13 protein-coding genes, 1 tRNA gene and 3 pseudogenes are annotated in these 15,472 nt (G+C 62.4%); 11 read left to right on the top strand and 6 right to left on the bottom strand.

Translation table 11 applies throughout. The annotated features are described in order from the left end of the window. Positions 1–26: 26 nt before the first annotated feature. Positions 27–116 (top strand) — tRNA-Ser (locus tag FEV53_RS03390). A gap of 21 nt (positions 117–137) precedes the next feature. Here FEV53_RS03390 and FEV53_RS03385 read toward each other — a convergent pair. The 3 genes and pseudogenes from FEV53_RS03385 to carB all read right to left on the bottom strand — a co-directional run bounded on the left by FEV53_RS03385 (position 138) and on the right by carB (position 5,044). Then, the gene (locus FEV53_RS03385; RefSeq protein ID WP_142833409.1) at positions 138–935 is read right to left on the bottom strand and encodes a site-specific integrase; all 798 of its coding nucleotides are present in this window, start codon (positions 933–935) and stop codon (positions 138–140) included. Between the two features lie 440 nt (positions 936–1,375). Then, positions 1,376–1,483, bottom strand: a pseudogene (locus FEV53_RS20765) (transposase); the annotation flags it as partial. A 210-nt stretch (positions 1,484–1,693) separates the two neighbouring features. After that, positions 1,694–5,044, bottom strand: coding sequence for a carbamoyl-phosphate synthase large subunit (gene carB, locus FEV53_RS03370; RefSeq protein WP_142833408.1), 3,351 nt, complete (start codon positions 5,042–5,044; stop codon positions 1,694–1,696). Positions 5,045–5,303: 259 nt separating this feature from the next. Here carB and aspS point away from each other — a divergent pair, with 259 nt between their 5' ends. Further along, positions 5,304–7,076: an aspartate--tRNA ligase gene (aspS, locus tag FEV53_RS03365; RefSeq protein ID WP_142833407.1), complete on the top strand. Its 1,773-nt coding sequence runs from the start codon at positions 5,304–5,306 to the stop codon at positions 7,074–7,076. Positions 7,077–7,113: 37 nt separating this feature from the next. Here aspS and FEV53_RS03360 read toward each other — a convergent pair whose 3' ends face one another. Further along, the gene (locus tag FEV53_RS03360; RefSeq protein WP_185962084.1) at positions 7,114–7,827 is read right to left on the bottom strand and encodes a response regulator; all 714 of its coding nucleotides are present in this window, start codon (positions 7,825–7,827) and stop codon (positions 7,114–7,116) included. A 147-nt stretch (positions 7,828–7,974) separates the two neighbouring features. Between FEV53_RS03360 and mce the strand changes: the two genes are divergently transcribed. Beyond that, on the top strand, positions 7,975–8,379 hold the full coding sequence (gene mce / locus FEV53_RS03355) for a methylmalonyl-CoA epimerase (RefSeq protein WP_142833405.1): 405 nt from the start codon (positions 7,975–7,977) through the stop codon (positions 8,377–8,379). A gap of 1 nt (position 8,380) precedes the next feature. After that, positions 8,381–8,680, top strand: coding sequence for a DUF1467 family protein (locus tag FEV53_RS03350; protein WP_142833404.1), 300 nt, complete (start codon positions 8,381–8,383; stop codon positions 8,678–8,680). Here the strand turns inward: FEV53_RS03350 and FEV53_RS03345 are convergent. Together FEV53_RS03345 and FEV53_RS03340 are read right to left on the bottom strand one after the other, a co-directional pair. Next, complete coding sequence (locus FEV53_RS03345; protein WP_142833403.1) at positions 8,607–9,338, bottom strand: EI24 domain-containing protein; 732 nt, start codon at positions 9,336–9,338, stop codon at positions 8,607–8,609. The genes FEV53_RS03350 and FEV53_RS03345 overlap by 74 nt on opposite strands. Beyond that, entirely contained in the window at positions 9,335–9,913 is a 579-nt protein-coding gene (locus FEV53_RS03340) for a nitroreductase family protein (RefSeq protein WP_142833402.1), read from the bottom strand. The genes FEV53_RS03345 and FEV53_RS03340 overlap by 4 nt, the downstream gene beginning before the upstream one ends. A 130-nt stretch (positions 9,914–10,043) precedes the next feature. On the opposite strand from FEV53_RS03340, the gene FEV53_RS03335 reads away from it, so the two are divergent. The 7 genes and pseudogenes from FEV53_RS03335 to FEV53_RS03305 form a co-directional block, all read left to right on the top strand. Further along, complete coding sequence (locus FEV53_RS03335; RefSeq protein ID WP_246100719.1) at positions 10,044–10,298, top strand: DUF167 domain-containing protein; 255 nt, start codon at positions 10,044–10,046, stop codon at positions 10,296–10,298. Positions 10,299–10,308: 10 nt separating this feature from the next. Continuing rightward, positions 10,309–11,718 (top strand): FAD-binding oxidoreductase, encoded by a 1,410-nt coding sequence (locus FEV53_RS03330; protein ID WP_142833400.1) that lies wholly within the window; start codon positions 10,309–10,311, stop codon positions 11,716–11,718. Positions 11,719–11,760: 42 nt separating this feature from the next. Further along, positions 11,761–12,990 carry an MFS transporter gene (locus tag FEV53_RS03325; RefSeq protein ID WP_142833399.1) on the top strand — a complete coding sequence of 410 codons (1,230 nt, stop codon included), beginning with the start codon at positions 11,761–11,763 and terminating at the stop codon, positions 12,988–12,990. A 59-nt stretch (positions 12,991–13,049) separates the two neighbouring features. Then, entirely contained in the window at positions 13,050–13,685 is a 636-nt protein-coding gene (locus FEV53_RS03320; protein ID WP_142833398.1) for a cation efflux transmembrane domain-containing protein, read from the top strand. 54 nt (positions 13,686–13,739) lie between these two features. Beyond that, positions 13,740–14,390, top strand: coding sequence for a peptide-methionine (S)-S-oxide reductase MsrA (msrA, locus tag FEV53_RS03315; RefSeq protein WP_142833397.1), 651 nt, complete (start codon positions 13,740–13,742; stop codon positions 14,388–14,390). 186 nt (positions 14,391–14,576) lie between these two features. Continuing rightward, a pseudogene (tnpA, locus tag FEV53_RS03310) lies at positions 14,577–14,966 on the top strand (IS200/IS605 family transposase); the annotation flags it as partial. Between the two features lie 53 nt (positions 14,967–15,019). Further along, positions 15,020–15,258, top strand: a pseudogene (locus tag FEV53_RS03305) (transposase); the annotation flags it as partial. Positions 15,259–15,472: the final 214 nt, after the last annotated feature.

The following is a 15,472-nucleotide window of genomic DNA, read 5'->3' as shown; positions in this document are numbered from 1 at the left end:
CAAGCGCGATAACTCAGAACTTGGACGGAGGTTTGGCAGAGTGGTCGAATGCGGCGGTCTTGAAAACCGTTGGGCGTGAGAGCGTCCCGTGGGTTCGAATCCCACAGCCTCCGCCAGACATTTTAGATATGCATCTGCTATTGATGGTTATCTGGCCGATAAGCCATCACTGCTCCCGCATTCGTTCCCACACATTGCGCCCGCTTGAATCTGTCAGATTGGCTAGACCAGTCATCGATGCCTCTTACTTCCGGTTCCCCGGTCACGATTGCGTGCTGGCGTTCGCGGGTGATCTGACCGTAGCTGCGCAGCGTGGTCAGAACGTCCGTGTGGCCAAGGTTTTGGGAGACGGCGACCAGTTCCACCGGGGTGGTGCAGGTTTTCGCGGCATTCCGGGCGTGCAGGTGTCGGAAGGCGTGGGGGCCGAAGGCTTGCAGACCGGCGGCCTTGAGGGCGTCGTTGACGATCTTTCGGACCGGTTCGGAACTGCGCCATGGGCGGCGGGTGCCCCCGCGCCGAATCTCCGGGACGCCGCACAGCACGGCAAGTTCGGCAATTGCCCGCAGCGCGCCGGTGCCCGCGTCGATCTCGATCAGATCCTTCAGGGCAACTGTCGTCACATCCGGTAAAGACAGCGCGCCCTCTGCCGTGACGATCAGTCGCCACGCAGATCGGGCCTCCCGCGACAGAGCGTTGGTCAGGGCGCGCGCGTTTCGATCATGGATCAGGCGCAGCGTGACATCTCCATGCGGCGTTTCCAGCGCCGCAATGCGCCAGGTCTCTTCGTGGATCGGGTCGGTCTTGCGGCGCTTGCATCCGAAAACGTTGGCGAGCTGCTCGACCAGCACAGACAAATTGATCTGAACGGCCAGCACCTCGGATCGCGCAAATCTCGACCAGACGCGATTGCGCATCGCAGGAAATGCCGACTTCAAGAACCTTTTGCACCAATTGCCGTTCCAGCGTCTGTGTGGCGCCGAATGCCAATTCGCTCTCGGCCCGCTCTTTGACGTAAATGGTGGCACGAATGTGTTTGGTTTTTTCGTTCGTGACGGGGTGCCGCTCAATTGCAGTGTACCAGTCGGCATAGCGTTGCCGATCAGTTTCTCAACAGAGCGGACCAACGCTGTCCCGCGCCCCTCGCTCGTCCAGTCAAAATCCTCCGGGGCATCCACGCCTCGCGCGCCAGAAAGCACCTCAGCTTCGCAGCGAGGTAGAGGTCTACCGCATCGGCAAATGTCAGACCGCGCCTTTGCGCTGCGATAAGCAGGTAGCGAGCCACTTTGCGTTCTTCTACGGGGTCTATGCCATCACGGATCTGCTCTTAGATCTGCCGCGCCTTATCCCGCGCTTGTGCGAGCGTAACTTCGGGGTATGCGCTGCTCATGCCGTGCTCGCGGCACAGCTCCGCAACAGCCACACCGCCCTCCATCTGGCGCAGCACAGACATGATCTGGGCCTCGGTAAGACGTGCTTTCTTCATCTGAATCTCCCCGTTCATCCTGCCGAGAAAATTCTACTTCCGCATCCCCTAAAATAGGGGGGGATTACCCCCGTTTGCCGTGCGACTTGGCACAGAAGGGCTCAAGACGCTCCATCTGCGCATCCGTCAGCCAGAAAAGATCAGACATGTTCACCGCCAATTTTGCAGCGGTGAATCACGCCACCAGGCGGAAATCAATGGGTCCTGAGCCTAGGCTTGCAGCGCGCGCACCTCGATCTCATCTGTGCGCTTGGCTTGCATCGCCTGCGCGGCGGCGTGGGCGCCAGCCAAAGTCGTATAATACGGGATTTTGTCGTTCAGAGCCACGGCTCGCATGGACCGGCTGTCCTCAACCGCCTGCGCACCTTCGGTGGTGTTCATCACCAGATCGACCTCACCGTCCTTCATTACGTCCACGATGGTCCGGCCGCCCTGATAGACTTTGTTCACCGGTCGAGATTCGATGCCGTTCTCGGCGAGGAAAGCATGAGTGCCGTCGGTCGCAATAATTGACAGCCCCAGCTCGGTGAGGATCCTAGCGGTCTCGACCAACTGGTCGGTCTTGTCCGCTTCCTTAATCGACAGGAAGGCGGTGCCGGATGTCGGAAGGACCACACCCGCGCCCATCTGCGCCTTTAGGAAAGCCGTAGCGAAATCGCGGTCCCAACCCATGACCTCGCCGGTTGACCGCATTTCCGGGCCGAGCAGCGTGTCCACGCCGGGGAAGCGGGCGAAGGGCAGCACCGACTCCTTGACCGAGAACCACGGCATATGCGGGTCGGCCAGCGTCATCGGGTCAGCCAGTGGCAGGGCGGTGTCCGGTGACGCATCGGCAGCATAGGCAGGGCGCGACGGGAAGGCCGTGAGCGGCTCGCCCGCCATCAGACGCGCGGCGATGGACGCGATAGCGCTGTCGGTGGCCTTGGCCACGAAGGGCACAGTCCGGGATGCGCGGGGGTTTACTTCGAGCACATAGACCGTGTCGTCCTTCACCGCGAACTGCACGTTCATCAGCCCGACCACGCCGAGCTTGCGCGCCATGGCGATGGCCTGTCGCTCCATCTCCTCGACAATCTCGCGGGAGAGCGTGTGCGGCGGCAGACAGCAGGCGCTGTCGCCGGAATGAACGCCGGCCTCTTCGATATGTTGCATGACGCCCGCCACATGGACGTTTTCGCCATCGCTGAGGCAGTCCACATCCACCTCGACCGCGCCAGACAGGTAGCTGTCGAGCAGCACCGGGTTCTTGCCAGAAACGCTGACCGCGTCGCGGATATAGCGGCGCAGGTGGTCATCGTCGCGGACGATCTCCATGGCCCGGCCGCCCAACACATAGGACGGGCGGATCACGAGCGGGAAGCCCACCTCGGCCGCCATGGCAATCGCCTGTTCGTCGGAGCGCGCGAGGCCGTTTTTCGGCTGCCGCAGCTCCAGCTCGTGGAGCATTTCCTGGAACCGCTCACGGTCTTCGGCAAGGTCGATGGCATCGGGCGAAGTGCCGAGGATCGGGATCCCCGCATCGGCCAGATCATTGGCCAGCTTCAGCGGCGTCTGGCCACCGAACTGCACGATCACCCCATGGAGCGTGCCGTTTTCCTGCTCGACGCGCAGGATCTCCATCACGTGCTCGAAGGTCAACGGCTCGAAATAGAGACGATCCGACGTATCGTAATCGGTCGAGACCGTCTCCGGATTGCAGTTGATCATGATGGTTTCATAGCCCGCGTCGCTGAGCGCGTAGCAGGCATGACAGCAGCAATAATCGAATTCGATGCCCTGACCGATCCGGTTCGGGCCACCGCCAAGAATCACGACCTTTTTCCGGTCCGAAGGGCGGGCTTCGCACTCCACCTCACCCATCATTGGGCTCTCATAGGTTGAGTACATATAGGGCGTCTGGGCCTCGAACTCGGCAGCGCAGGTATCGATGCGCTTGAACACGGCGGTGACGCCCTGTGCATGGCGGGCCTTGCGCACGGCGGTCTCTTCCATGCCCGTCAGCGTCGCCAGCCGCGCATCGGTAAAGCCCAGCATCTTCAGCTTGCGCAGATCATGGGCGTCTTGCGGCAGGCCGGTTTCGCGGACCTGCGCCTCGGCTTCGATGATCTCGCGGATGCGGGCGAGGAACCACGGGTCGAACTTCGTCACCGCATGGATGTCGTCATTCGACAGTCCGTGACGCATGGCCTGCGCCACGACGCGCAGACGGTCCGGGGTCTGACGGGCGAGCGCCTTGGTGATCGCGGTGCGCGCATCGGCATCAGACGTCTCGTCGGTCAGCCCCTCAATGGCGATCTCGTCAAAGCCGGTCAGCCCGGTCTCCAGCGAAGCCAGCGCTTTTTGCATCGATTCGTGGATCGTCCGGCCAATGGCCATGGCCTCGCCCACCGATTTCATCGCCGTAGTCAGGTCAGGCTGGGAGCCGGGAAATTTCTCGAAGGCAAAGCGCGGGATCTTCGTCACGACATAGTCGATGGACGGCTCAAAGGACGCGGGTGTCACGCCCGTGATGTCATTGTCGAGCTCGTCGAGCGTGTAGCCCACTGCAAGCTTGGCCGCGATCTTGGCGATCGGGAATCCCGTGGCCTTCGAGGCCAGCGCCGAAGACCGCGACACGCGCGGGTTCATCTCGATCACCACCATACGACCATCGGCGGGGTTCACCGCCCATTGCACGTTGGAGCCGCCCGTCTCGACCCCGATTTCCCGCAGCACGGCAATCGAGGCCGAGCGCATCATCTGGTATTCCTTGTCGGTCAGGGTCAGCGCCGGGGCCACCGTGATCGAATCGCCCGTATGGACGCCCATCGGGTCGACATTCTCGATGGAGCACACAATGATGGCGTTGTCGGCGCGGTCCCGCACGACCTCCATCTCGTATTCTTTCCAGCCGAGCAGGCTCTCATCCACGAGGATCTGACCCACCGGCGAGGCATCCATGCCCGTGCGGCAGTAATGCTCGTATTCTTCGCGGTTATAGGCCACGCCACCGCCGGTGCCGCCCAGCGTATAGGCGGGCCGGATGATCGCAGGCAGGCCGATATCTTCCAGCGCCTCCAAGGCCTTCGCCACGCCCGCGTTCAGATCATACCCCTTTTCGGTCTTGGGGGCGGAGACGATAGTGGCGCGCGGGTTTTCCAGCCCGATCCGGTCCATGGCCTCGCGGAACAGCTTGCGATCCTCGGCCATCTCGATGGCTTCTCGCTTGGCGCCGATCATTTCGACCCCATGTTCGGCCAGAACGCCCATCTCTTCCAGCTTCAGCGCCGTGTTCAGGCCCGTCTGACCGCCCATGGTCGGCAGAAGCGCGTCGGGCTTTTCCTTGGCGATGATCCGGGCGACCACCTCTGGCGTGATCGGCTCGATATAAGTGGCGTCGGCCAGCCCCGGATCGGTCATGATCGTCGCCGGGTTCGAGTTCACCAGAATGACCCGGTAACCTTCCTCGCGCAGGGCCTTACAGGCTTGTGCGCCCGAGTAGTCGAACTCGCAGGCCTGCCCGATAATAATGGGCCCCGCTCCGATAATCATGATGGATTTGAGATCGTCGCGTTTCGGCATGGTGTCCCCCAGGGTCATCGGCGCAAATCGACCGGGGTTATACGCATGGGGGCGGGGGGCGCAAGTCACCCCTGACCTTTTGCGAGCACCCTTTCGACGTCACCTGTCCAAAAATATGCAAATCCCGGCCTGTCAAACCCGCGCCTCCACCGATCTGCCGGGAAAATCGCGCCGTTTCGCTCCGGAAGCACGCGATCCGCTTGACTTGGGCCGCCCGCCCATGTGTATCGCGCCCAATTGCCGCAAAGAGGATCCAGCCATGCATGCCTATCGCAGCCACACCTGCGCCGATCTGACCAAGGCCGATGTGGGCGCCAATGTGCGCCTCGCGGGGTGGGTGCATCGCGTCCGTGACCATGGCGGGGTGCTGTTTATCGACCTGCGCGACCATTTCGGCATGACGCAGGTGATCTGCGACCCCGATTCGCCCGCCTTCACCGAGATGGAAAAGGTGCGTTCCGAATGGTGCATTCGCATCGACGGCGACGTGAAGGCCCGGGACGAAAGCCTCGTGAACGCCAAGATCCCGACCGGCGAGATCGAAGTGTTTGCCCGTGGGCTCGAAGTCCTCGGCCACGCGGGTGAGCTGCCGCTGCCGGTCTTTGGCGAGCCGGACTATCCCGAGGAAACCCGCCTGCGTTACCGCTTCCTCGACCTGCGTCGCGAGACCCTGCACAACAACATGGTGCTGCGTTCGGACGTGGTGCGCGATCTGCGGGAACGCATGTGGGAACAGAACTTTAATGAGTTCCAGACCCCCATCATCACCGCCTCGAGCCCCGAAGGTGCACGCGACTTCCTCGTGCCGTCGCGCCTGCATCCGGGCAAGTTCTACGCGCTGCCGCAGGCGCCTCAGCAATTCAAACAGCTGATTATGGTGTCGGGCTTCGACAAATATTTCCAGATCGCGCCCTGTTTCCGCGACGAAGATCCCCGCGCCGACCGCTCCCCCACCGATTTCTACCAGCTCGACATGGAGATGTCCTTCGTAGAGCAGGAAGACATCTTTGCCACCATCGAGCCGGTGATCCGTGGCTGTTTCGAGCGTTTTGGCGGCGGGCGTAAGGTGGATGCCGAGTTCCCGCGCATCCCGTTCGCAGAGGCGATGCTGAAATACGGCACGGACAAGCCCGATCTGCGCAACCCGATCGAGATGCAGGTGGTCTCCGAGCAATTCCGTGGCTCCGGTTTTGCGATCTTTGCCAACCTGCTGGAGAAAGACGGCACCGAGATCCGCGCCATCCCCGCCCCCAAGGGCGGCAGCCGCAAGTTTTGCGACCGGATGAACAAATTTGCGCAGGAGCAAGGCCTACCCGGTATGGGCTATATCTTCTGGCGGGAAGCCAACGGCGAAATGGAAGCCGCCGGTCCGCTGGCGAAAAACATTGGCCCCGAGCGCACCGAGGCGATTCGCCAGCAGCTGGGTCTCGGCGTTGGCGATGCGGCGTTTTTCCTCGGCGGGCGTCCGTCGGATTTCGAAGCCGTCGCGGGCCGCGCCCGGACGGTCATCGGTGATGAGCTCGGCCTGACCGAGACCGACCGCTTTGCCTTTGCGTGGATCGTGGATTTCCCGATGTACGAAAAGGACGATGAGGGCAAAATCGACTTTTCGCACAACCCCTTCTCGATGCCTCAGGGCGGCATGGAGGCGCTGGACGGCGATCCGCTGGACGTGCTGGGCTACCAGTACGACCTCGCCTGCAACGGCTATGAGCTGATCTCTGGTGCGATCCGGAACCACCGCCCCGAGATCATGTTCAAGGCCTTCGAGATCGCCGGATATTCCGAGGAAGAGGTGCGCAAGCGCTTTGGCGGCATGGTCAACGCATTCCAGTACGGCGCCCCGCCGCATGGGGGCTGCGCGGCAGGCATTGACCGGATGGTGATGCTGCTCGCAGACGAGCAGAACATCCGTCAGGTGATCATGTTCCCGATGAACCAGCAGGCGCAGGATCTGATGATGAACGCGCCCTCCGATCCGACGCCGGAACAGCTGCGGGAACTGGGTCTCCGGGTTCTTCCACGCGACTGAACCCGTCCTAAGAGGCCCATGAGAGGAGGCCTGCGTCTCAGGCGCAGGCCTCAAGGTAGTGCCGTAGATAGTCGAGTTGATCCCACAACTCGGCAATGCGGCAGGTGGTTTCTCCGGATCTTTGCAGAGCCTCCAGTCGCCGCACAGTTCCGGTGAGCGCGGGGTCGCTCATCCGTTCGCACATCAGGCGAGCATGACCGATGACCCGGTCAATCCGGCAGTTGGAGCGTGCGCCCGCAGCAAGGCACTTCGTCGTCTCGTCTAATTCCCGGATTAAGGCATCAAGATCGGGAGCTCTGGCACCGACGGAGATGGTTTTTCGTTGAACCGGGCATGCAACATCCCGCACCGCGTCGGCGATGACGGACAGGCTGTTGAACGGTTTGAGAAGGAACCTGTCTGCACCGCAAGACAGGCAATTCTGTTCGATGTCGGCAAAGGCCGAGATCGCCAGAACGTTTGACTTCGGCCCCTCCGTGCTTGTCAGACCACGTACCAGATCCAGACCTGATCCATCGGGAAGCTGGATGTCGATAACTGCGACATCGGGATGATTTTTGCGCAGTTGGAACCATGCTGCGCGCAGATTGGTCGCCTGCCGGACCCTTGCGCCCGCGCGCGTACAGACCGCCCGAATGACCCCGTTCATGGCGGGGCAGTCCTCGACGACGAGGACCGTGATCCCGTCCAGCGGCGGAACGGCGAGATGTTCCTCGGAAATGAGGCTATGCAGATGCGTGGCGGGGTACATGGTGCGCGTCTCTCCTGCTTTGAACACTGCCGTCCAAAGTCTGAAGAATTCCTTAAATGGCGCGGCCATTGGACCCTGTCGCGACGACATATGTTGCGGTGCAGCATGGCCCTGCGTTAGACATTTAGAGACACAGGAGGGATGCGCATGATTGGACGACTGAACCACGTGGCGATTGCAGTGCCGGATCTGGAGGCAGCCTCGGCCCAGTATCGCGATACGCTCGGCGCACAGGTCGGCGCACCGCAGGACGAGCCCGATCACGGTGTGACTGTGGTCTTTATCGAGTTGCCGAACACAAAGATCGAGCTGCTCTACCCGCTGGGCGAAGGCTCTCCGATTGCTGGCTTTTTAGAGAAAAATCCCTCGGGTGGCATCCATCACATGTGCTATGAGGTGGACGACATCATCGCGGCGCGGGATCGGCTGAAATCCGAGGGGGCCCGCGTGCTCGGGACCGGCGAGCCCAAGATTGGCGCCCATGGCAAGCCGGTCTTGTTCCTGCACCCCAAGGATTTCAACGGCTGCCTGATCGAGCTGGAGCAGGTCTGACATGGCGATCACATCAGCCTTTGTGCTCTTTGCCGTGATCTGGTTCATGGTGTTTTTCATCCTGCTGCCGGTCGGACTGCGCACACAGGGGGACGAGAACGAGATCGTTCCGGGCACCCATGCGGGCAGCCCTGCACGATTTCCGCTTAAGAAAAAAGCGCTTCAGACCACGGTGATCGGCACGGTGCTATGGGCTGTGATCGCCTGGGTCATCCTGTCAGGGACCATCACCGTGCGGGATCTCGACTGGTTCGACCGGATGGGACCGGCGCCGAGTGAAGCCGGTGGAACAGGTGGGTGAATGTCGCGGCGCCCAGGAGCGGTACCAGCAGGTTCACCACCGGCACGGTCAACGGCACGGCCATCAGCGCGCCTGCTGACCAGATGCGCAACGGATAGCGTCGGCGAAAGGCCAGTGCACCTTCGCGGCCAAGTCGGCGGGCTGCGATGAGCTGCATATATTCCCGCCCCAGAAGGAACCCGTTCAGCGCGTAAAAAATGACTGGTGCAAGGGGCGGAAAGGCCAGATAGGCTACCAGCGCAGCGAGGTTTGCGAGGATCAGGACGCCAAGGAACCCGATGCCGTCGCGGATCCCCTCGGCGAGACTCAGGCGGGGGGCGGGGGTCAGGCTGGGATAGTGCTTCGCTTCTACCGCGTCGGTCACATCATCGAGAAACAGCGAGATAAACGCCGAGGCGACTGGCACCATCAGGAACACCGACAGCACCATGACGCCCAGCAGAGACACGCCGGAGGCGAGGTTGTCGAGCCATGTGACATCTCCGATCCACGGCAGGGTAACACTATCGGGCAGGAGCCAGTTCAGACCCCAGACCGTCGCCAGCGCAAAGCCCACGAGCAATGCCACGGTCAGCCCGAGCCCGCTCCAGAGCACCCGCTGAAAGGTCGGATCGGCGAGCTGACCCACCGCCCTCGCGATATCCCGGGCAATCTTCATTCAGAGACCCACGTAATTTTCACCTCCGGGTCGGGCCGGGGGCGCTCGGGCGGGGCGGCGCGCTCGCTGCCCAGATGGATGACGCCCGCCAGACGCTCATCGGGGCGCAGGCCAAGCCCTTCGCCACAGAACGTCGCGTCATGGCTCGACCAGCCGGTGAGCCAGTTTGCCCCCCAACCCGACGCCAGCGCGGCGTTCAGCAGCGACAAGCAGACCGCACCTGCGGAGAGGACCTGCTCCTGCACCGGCACCTTCGGATGCTCCACCGGGCTCAGAACCACCGCCACAGCGAGGCCGGAGCGGGCATAGGCATCGCGATCCTTGTCCGTGTCTTCCGCGCTCTGACCGGTTTCCGGGCCAAGCCGCTCCACCAACACAGAAAGCCGCTCCAGCGCGGGTTTCTCCAGCACCATCAGTCGCCACGGCTCCAGCTTCTTGTGATCGGGGCTACGCAGGGCGGCGCGCAGGATGGGCTCCAGCGCCGCACGGTCCGGATAGGGCGCGGTCAGCGTCTTGGCGGGGCGCGAGCGGCGGGTCAGCAGGAAATCGAGCGCGGCTTGGTTCGCGGTGGGCATGGTCTCTCCTCGGTTCTCTGCCCTGATGTCGGCGGCAAAGGCGCCAAGATCAAGGGGCGGGATGCGATTGGCAGGTGACAGGTCGCCCGTCGCGGTGGCACTCTCTCGTCAAAACGCGGGGGAGGGCGTGGTGGAGCAGCTGAGGGATCTGGTCCGGGTCGGGCACATTCTGGAGCTGAAAGTCACCCCCGGGGCGCGTCAGCCGGAGATCCGTCGTGAGGGCGATGTGATCCGGGTCAAGGTGACCGCCCCGCCTGATAAGGGGAAAGCCAATGCGGCGGTGATCGTCGCATTGGCCAAGGCGCTCGGTCTGCCGAAATCGCGGCTGGAGCTGGTCTCCGGCGCTGCGTCGCGGAGCAAGCGGGTGAAGGTTCTGCCGGAATGAGGAGCTGGGCATGTCAGTGATCGAAGACTTGCAGGGGATTGCCGGGAGCGCTCATGTCCTGACGGGCGAGGCGGCAGCACCCTACGCAAAGGATTGGACGGGGCAATATGAGAGCGCGCCGCTCTGTGTGGTGAAGCCAGCCTCCACCGAAGAAGTCTCGGCCGTCATGCGCGCGGCCTCGGCGGCGAAACGGCCCGTGGTGGCCTCTGCGGGGCGGACGGGCCTGACCGGGGCGACCCACGCGCCGGAGGCCATCGTTCTGTCGCTGGAGCGGATGAACCGGATCCGTGAAATCCGCCCCGAGGCCCGCGTCGCGATCGTCGATTCGGGCGTCATCCTGGCGCAGCTCCGCGAGGCAGCGGACGCGGCGGGGCTTGTCTTTCCGCTGACCTTCGGCGCTCAGGGGTCGGCGCGGATTGGTGGTGTGCTGTCCACCAATGCGGGTGGCTCGAACGTGCTGCGCTACGGCAACACGCGGGCGCTCTGCCTCGGGTTAGAGGTCGTGCTGGCCGACGGGCGGGTGCTGGACCTGATGTCCGCGCTGGCCAAGGATAATTCCGGCTACGACCTTCGAGACCTTTTCATCGGCGCGGAGGGGACGCTGGGGATCATCACTGGCGCGGTGATGAGGCTCCACACCCGTCCGCTTGCCTATGTCTCCGCGATGATTGCGCTTCATGATCTGGGAGATGGGCTGGCTCTGCTGAACCGGCTACAGGCGGAGACGGGCGGCGCGGTGGAGGCGTTTGAATACATGCCGCGGAGCTACATGGAGGCCTGGCAGGCCCACGTGCCGGACGGTCGGCAGCCTTTTGATGACATTCATGACCATGCAGTCTTTCTTGAACTGGGGGTCACTGCGCGGCGGGATGCGACGGTGGATGAAAACGGTACCTTGCCTGCGCAGGCGCATCTTGAGGAGATCCTCGGCGAGATGATCTCTGACGGCACTGTGCTCGATGCGGTGATCGCCCAGAACGGGCAGCAGCGGCGGGAAATGTGGGCCCGGCGCGAGTTGGCAGGCGAGTTGATGACTGCCTATGGCCCGGTGGTGTTGGGCGATGTCTCGGTGCCGCTGGATCAGGTGGCGCCGTTTCTGGAGGATACCCGCGCCGCGCTGGCCGAGGCCGCCCCCGGCAGCCGCGAAGCGGTCGTCAGCCATCTGGGCGACGGCAATGTCCATTACGCAGTGTGGCCCAGCGATGGCCTCAATGGACATGCGCAGGCGATGGAGATCATCGAAAGCACCGCCGTCCGCCACGGTGGGTCCTTCTCGGCCGAGCATGGGGTGGGTCTGACGAAGCGACCCGCCATGGCCCGGCACAAGGATCCCGTGGCGCTGGAGGTCATGCGGGTATTGAAATCGGCCCTCGATCCCGGAAACATCCTGAACCCCGGAAAGGTCTTGCCCGGCAACTGATCGCATCTTCCCAAGGCCCTGCGTTGCGCGTAATCCTCGCGGATGCGTACCGTCTCCCTCTCCGAGGCTCACACCCTGCCGCGCTGGCGGCGTCCCGAGAGCCTCCTGTTCCTCATGGCCTTCGCCATGCCGCTGGCTTTTGCCACATGGTCGGCGCTGCTGAACAACTTCGTCATCGAGGTGGCGGGATTCAGTGGCGTGGAGATCGGCTGGCTGCATACGGTCCGCGAAATCCCGGGATTCCTCGCCATCGGGGTGATCCTGTTGATCATGTTCATCCGCGAACAGGTGTTGGGGCTTATCTCGCTGATCCTGCTGGGGGTCGCCACGGCGGCAACAGCCTATTTCCCGACCTTTGGCGGCATTCTGACCCTGACGCTGCTCAGCTCCATCGGGTTTCACTATTTTGAGACGGTGAACCAGTCCCTGCAACTGCAATGGATCGACAAGACGCGGGCCCCGCAGGTGCTGGGCTGGATCGTTGCCGTAGGCTCGGGCGCGGCGCTAATGAGCTACGGGCTGCTGGTCGTCACGTGGAAAGCCTTCGACCTGTCATTCGCCGTCGTCTACGGCATCGCCGGGGGCGCTTGCGCGGTGATCGCGCTGATTTGCCTGCTGGCCTACCCGCAATTCGAAAGCCCCGAGCCGCAAGTGAAGAAATTCATCCTGCGCCGCCGCTACTGGCTCTACTATGCGCTGCAATTCATGAGCGGCGCGCGGCGGCAGATCTTCGTGGTCTTCGCGGGCTTCATGATGGTCGAGAAGTTCGGCTTCGAGGTGCACGAAGTCACCGCACTCCTGCTGATTAACTACGTCACCAACATGATCTTTGCCCCGCTCCTCGGCCGGGCGGTGGGGCGCTACGGGGAGCGCGCAGCGCTAGTGTTTGAGTATGTGGGTCTGATCGGCGTGTTCCTCGCCTATGGCGGGGTCTACTACTTCGGCTGGGGCGTGACGCTGGCGGCGGCGCTCTACGTGATCGACCATATCTTCTTTGCGCTGGCCTTTGCTTTGAAGACCTATTTCCAGAAGATCGCTGACCCGCGCGACATCGCGCCCACCGCCGCCGTGGCCTTTACCATTAACCACATTGCCGCCGTCGTGCTGCCCGCCCTGCTGGGCTACCTGTGGGTCGTCTCGCCGGGCGGCGTGTTCCTGCTGGCGGCGGCAATGGCCTCGGTCTCGCTGGCCCTCGCGTTGCTGATCCCGCGCCATCCTGAGCCGGGCAATGAGACGCGGCTAGCACAGTTCCGCGCCCAGCCCGCGGAATAGATTTGGCGCGACGGGCGCGGCGTCCTAAGCTCCATACAGAGGAAATTGGAGATCAGGCCATGGCATGCAGCTGCGGCAGCGGGGCGAAATGTGACGGCATGTCCGCCGATTACAAGCGCCGCCTCTGGTTGGTCATCGCGATCAATGCGGTGATGTTTTTCGTCGAGATGATCTCGGGACATCTGGCCGGGTCGCAAGCGCTAAAGGCCGACGCACTCGATTTCCTCGGTGATGCGCTGACCTACGGGCTGTCGCTGGCGGTGATCGGTGCGTCACTGCAGGTCCGCAGTACGGCCGCGATGGTCAAGGGAATCAGCCTACTGTGCGTCGGCGCCTGGGTGTTTGGCTCCACCGTCTGGCGGGCCCTTGGGGACGGAGTGCCCGAGGCCGAGGTGATGGGCGTCGTGGGGATGCTGGCGCTGGCGGCGAACGTGACCAGCGTGCTGCTCCTGATGCGCTACAAGGACGGCGACGCCAATGTGCGCTCGGTCTGGCTTTGCTCGCGAAACGACGCCATCGGCAATGTGGCGGTGATGCTGGCGGCGCTGGGGGTCTGGGGCACGGCGAGCGCGGTGCCAGACCTCGTGGTGGCCACTGTTATGGCGGGGCTGTTCCTCTCCTCCGCCTTGCAGATCCTGCGGCAAGCGATGGCCGAACGCCGCGCCGGTGATCACTGTTCTGTTAGCGCCGAGTAGCGCCGGGCCCAGTGGCTTCCTATATCTGAGCAAACGCATCTGGAGACCCAAGCGATGTTCAACATTCTGCGCAAACCGCTCGACCTGCCCCAGCCCGAAGACGCTCTGCCGGGGCGTGACACACCGATCCCCACCGCCGCCCGTCACTTTGTCTTTGACCGTCCGCTCAGCAATGATGTGCCCGAGGGCATGCAGGAGGCCATGTTCGGCATGGGCTGCTTCTGGGGCGTCGAACGGATGTTCTGGAACGCACCGGGCGTCTGGATGACGATTGTGGGCTATGCCGGGGGCTACACCCCGAACCCGACCTATGAGGAAGTCTGTTCTGGCAAGACCGGCCACAATGAGGTCGTGCGGGTGATCTTTGACCCTCATGTCACGTCCTACGCCAACCTGTTAAAGATCTTCTGGGAGAATCACGATCCGACGCAAGGGATGCGGCAGGGCAACGACCGGGGTACGCAGTATCGCTCAGGGATTTATACCTACACCCCCGCCCAGCGAGCCGTCGCCGAAGAAAGCAAAACGAGCATGGCCGACCGTTTGTCAAAGGCCGGTTATAGCCCGGTCACCACTGAGATCCTCGATGCACCGGACTTCTACTTTGCGGAGGAGTACCACCAGCAATATCTGGCGAAGAACCCCGCCGGGTATTGCGGAATTGGCGGGACGGGGGTCACCTGCCCAATCGGAACAGGCGTCTGAGGGCGTCGATTCTGGCACGTGTTCCGATCAGGGGGCGCGTGCAATCCCGGAAAAGGAGCCACTTAGTTCAGAGTCTGTGGTGTCTGTAAAAACTTGATTTTCAACCTAATAGACCCAAAACACCGGCTTTCTGCCGGTTGGCTTCAGCGGCTTTTCCTGATGATCTTCTGTCCCGCGTACACGTGATTTTACCACAGGTTCCACGCAGTCTGGTGCACGAAACATCGTCACAAGGTCTTACAAGGTCCGATGCGGGAGCGCGTCCGGGATATCCATCCGTCAGAGCTGCGATCAGAGGGGGTCCATATCTTCGGTGGCGCCCTGACGCGCGATCATGTTCATGTGTTTCTGTCGATCCCGCCAAAGCTGTCGCTGTCGCAGGTCATGCAGCGTATCAAGGGACGCTTGTCGCGCCGTATCCAAATGGAGTTTCTAGAGGTGCGCAAACGCTACTGGAGCAGGCGATTTCGGGTCCGGGAATACTTCTCGACCACGTCCGGAAATGTCACCGACGATATCATACTTCAGTATCCGGAGTTGTACTCCAAACAAGATGCTACCGGCGCGAGCCGGTAGTAGTTCACATCAACTGATCGTTCTGCTTCACCGCATGAAAATAGAGCGGTGACATGTCTGGTCTTTTCTGGCCTTCCGATGCGCAGATAGCGCGGCTGAACCCTACTTTCCGAAATCTCCTGGCAAGCCCCGTGTCGATGGCCAGCGCGTATTGGGCGGGATTATCTTCAACAATCGCAATGGCTTGAGATGGCGGGGCGCACCCAACGAATATGGCCCTCATAAAACGGAGTACAACCGTTGGAAGCGCTGGAGCGAGAAAGGCATTTTCGCGGCGATGATGAAGGGCCTCCCACGCCCTTCCCCCCGACCGTACGGCGCCGCCTGTCCGGTGGCACAATATTGCTCCGCAGCACACATAACCTCACTCAGTACCTGCCGGTCATCGATGCGAGGTTCGGCATGGGAGTTTGGGAAAAATGACTCAAGACAAGCCAACTGCGCATCCGGCAGCCAGAAACTATCAGAGATGTTCGCCGCTGATCTTTTGGGCTGTGACTTATGCT

It is taken from the genome of Palleronia caenipelagi (assembly GCF_007004065.1).
Classification (GTDB): domain Bacteria; phylum Pseudomonadota; class Alphaproteobacteria; order Rhodobacterales; family Rhodobacteraceae; genus Palleronia; species Palleronia caenipelagi.
This window is presented reverse-complemented; position numbering and strand designations above follow the sequence as displayed.

Excerpts from the sequence above, each read along its gene's own strand:
- carB (WP_142833408.1), bottom strand. The coding sequence starts at position 5,044 with ATGCCGAAACGCGACGATCTCAAATCCATCATGATTATCGGAGCGGGG.
- aspS (WP_142833407.1), top strand. The coding sequence starts at position 5,304 with ATGCATGCCTATCGCAGCCACACCTGCGCCGATCTGACCAAGGCCGAT.
- FEV53_RS03360 (WP_185962084.1), bottom strand. The coding sequence starts at position 7,827 with ATGTACCCCGCCACGCATCTGCATAGCCTCATTTCCGAGGAACATCTC.
- mce (WP_142833405.1), top strand. The coding sequence starts at position 7,975 with ATGATTGGACGACTGAACCACGTGGCGATTGCAGTGCCGGATCTGGAG.
- FEV53_RS03350 (WP_142833404.1), top strand. The coding sequence starts at position 8,381 with ATGGCGATCACATCAGCCTTTGTGCTCTTTGCCGTGATCTGGTTCATG.
- FEV53_RS03345 (WP_142833403.1), bottom strand. The coding sequence starts at position 9,338 with ATGAAGATTGCCCGGGATATCGCGAGGGCGGTGGGTCAGCTCGCCGAT.
- FEV53_RS03340 (WP_142833402.1), bottom strand. The coding sequence starts at position 9,913 with ATGCCCACCGCGAACCAAGCCGCGCTCGATTTCCTGCTGACCCGCCGC.
- FEV53_RS03330 (WP_142833400.1), top strand. The coding sequence starts at position 10,309 with ATGTCAGTGATCGAAGACTTGCAGGGGATTGCCGGGAGCGCTCATGTC.
- FEV53_RS03325 (WP_142833399.1), top strand. The coding sequence starts at position 11,761 with ATGCGTACCGTCTCCCTCTCCGAGGCTCACACCCTGCCGCGCTGGCGG.
- FEV53_RS03320 (WP_142833398.1), top strand. The coding sequence starts at position 13,050 with ATGGCATGCAGCTGCGGCAGCGGGGCGAAATGTGACGGCATGTCCGCC.
- msrA (WP_142833397.1), top strand. The coding sequence starts at position 13,740 with ATGTTCAACATTCTGCGCAAACCGCTCGACCTGCCCCAGCCCGAAGAC.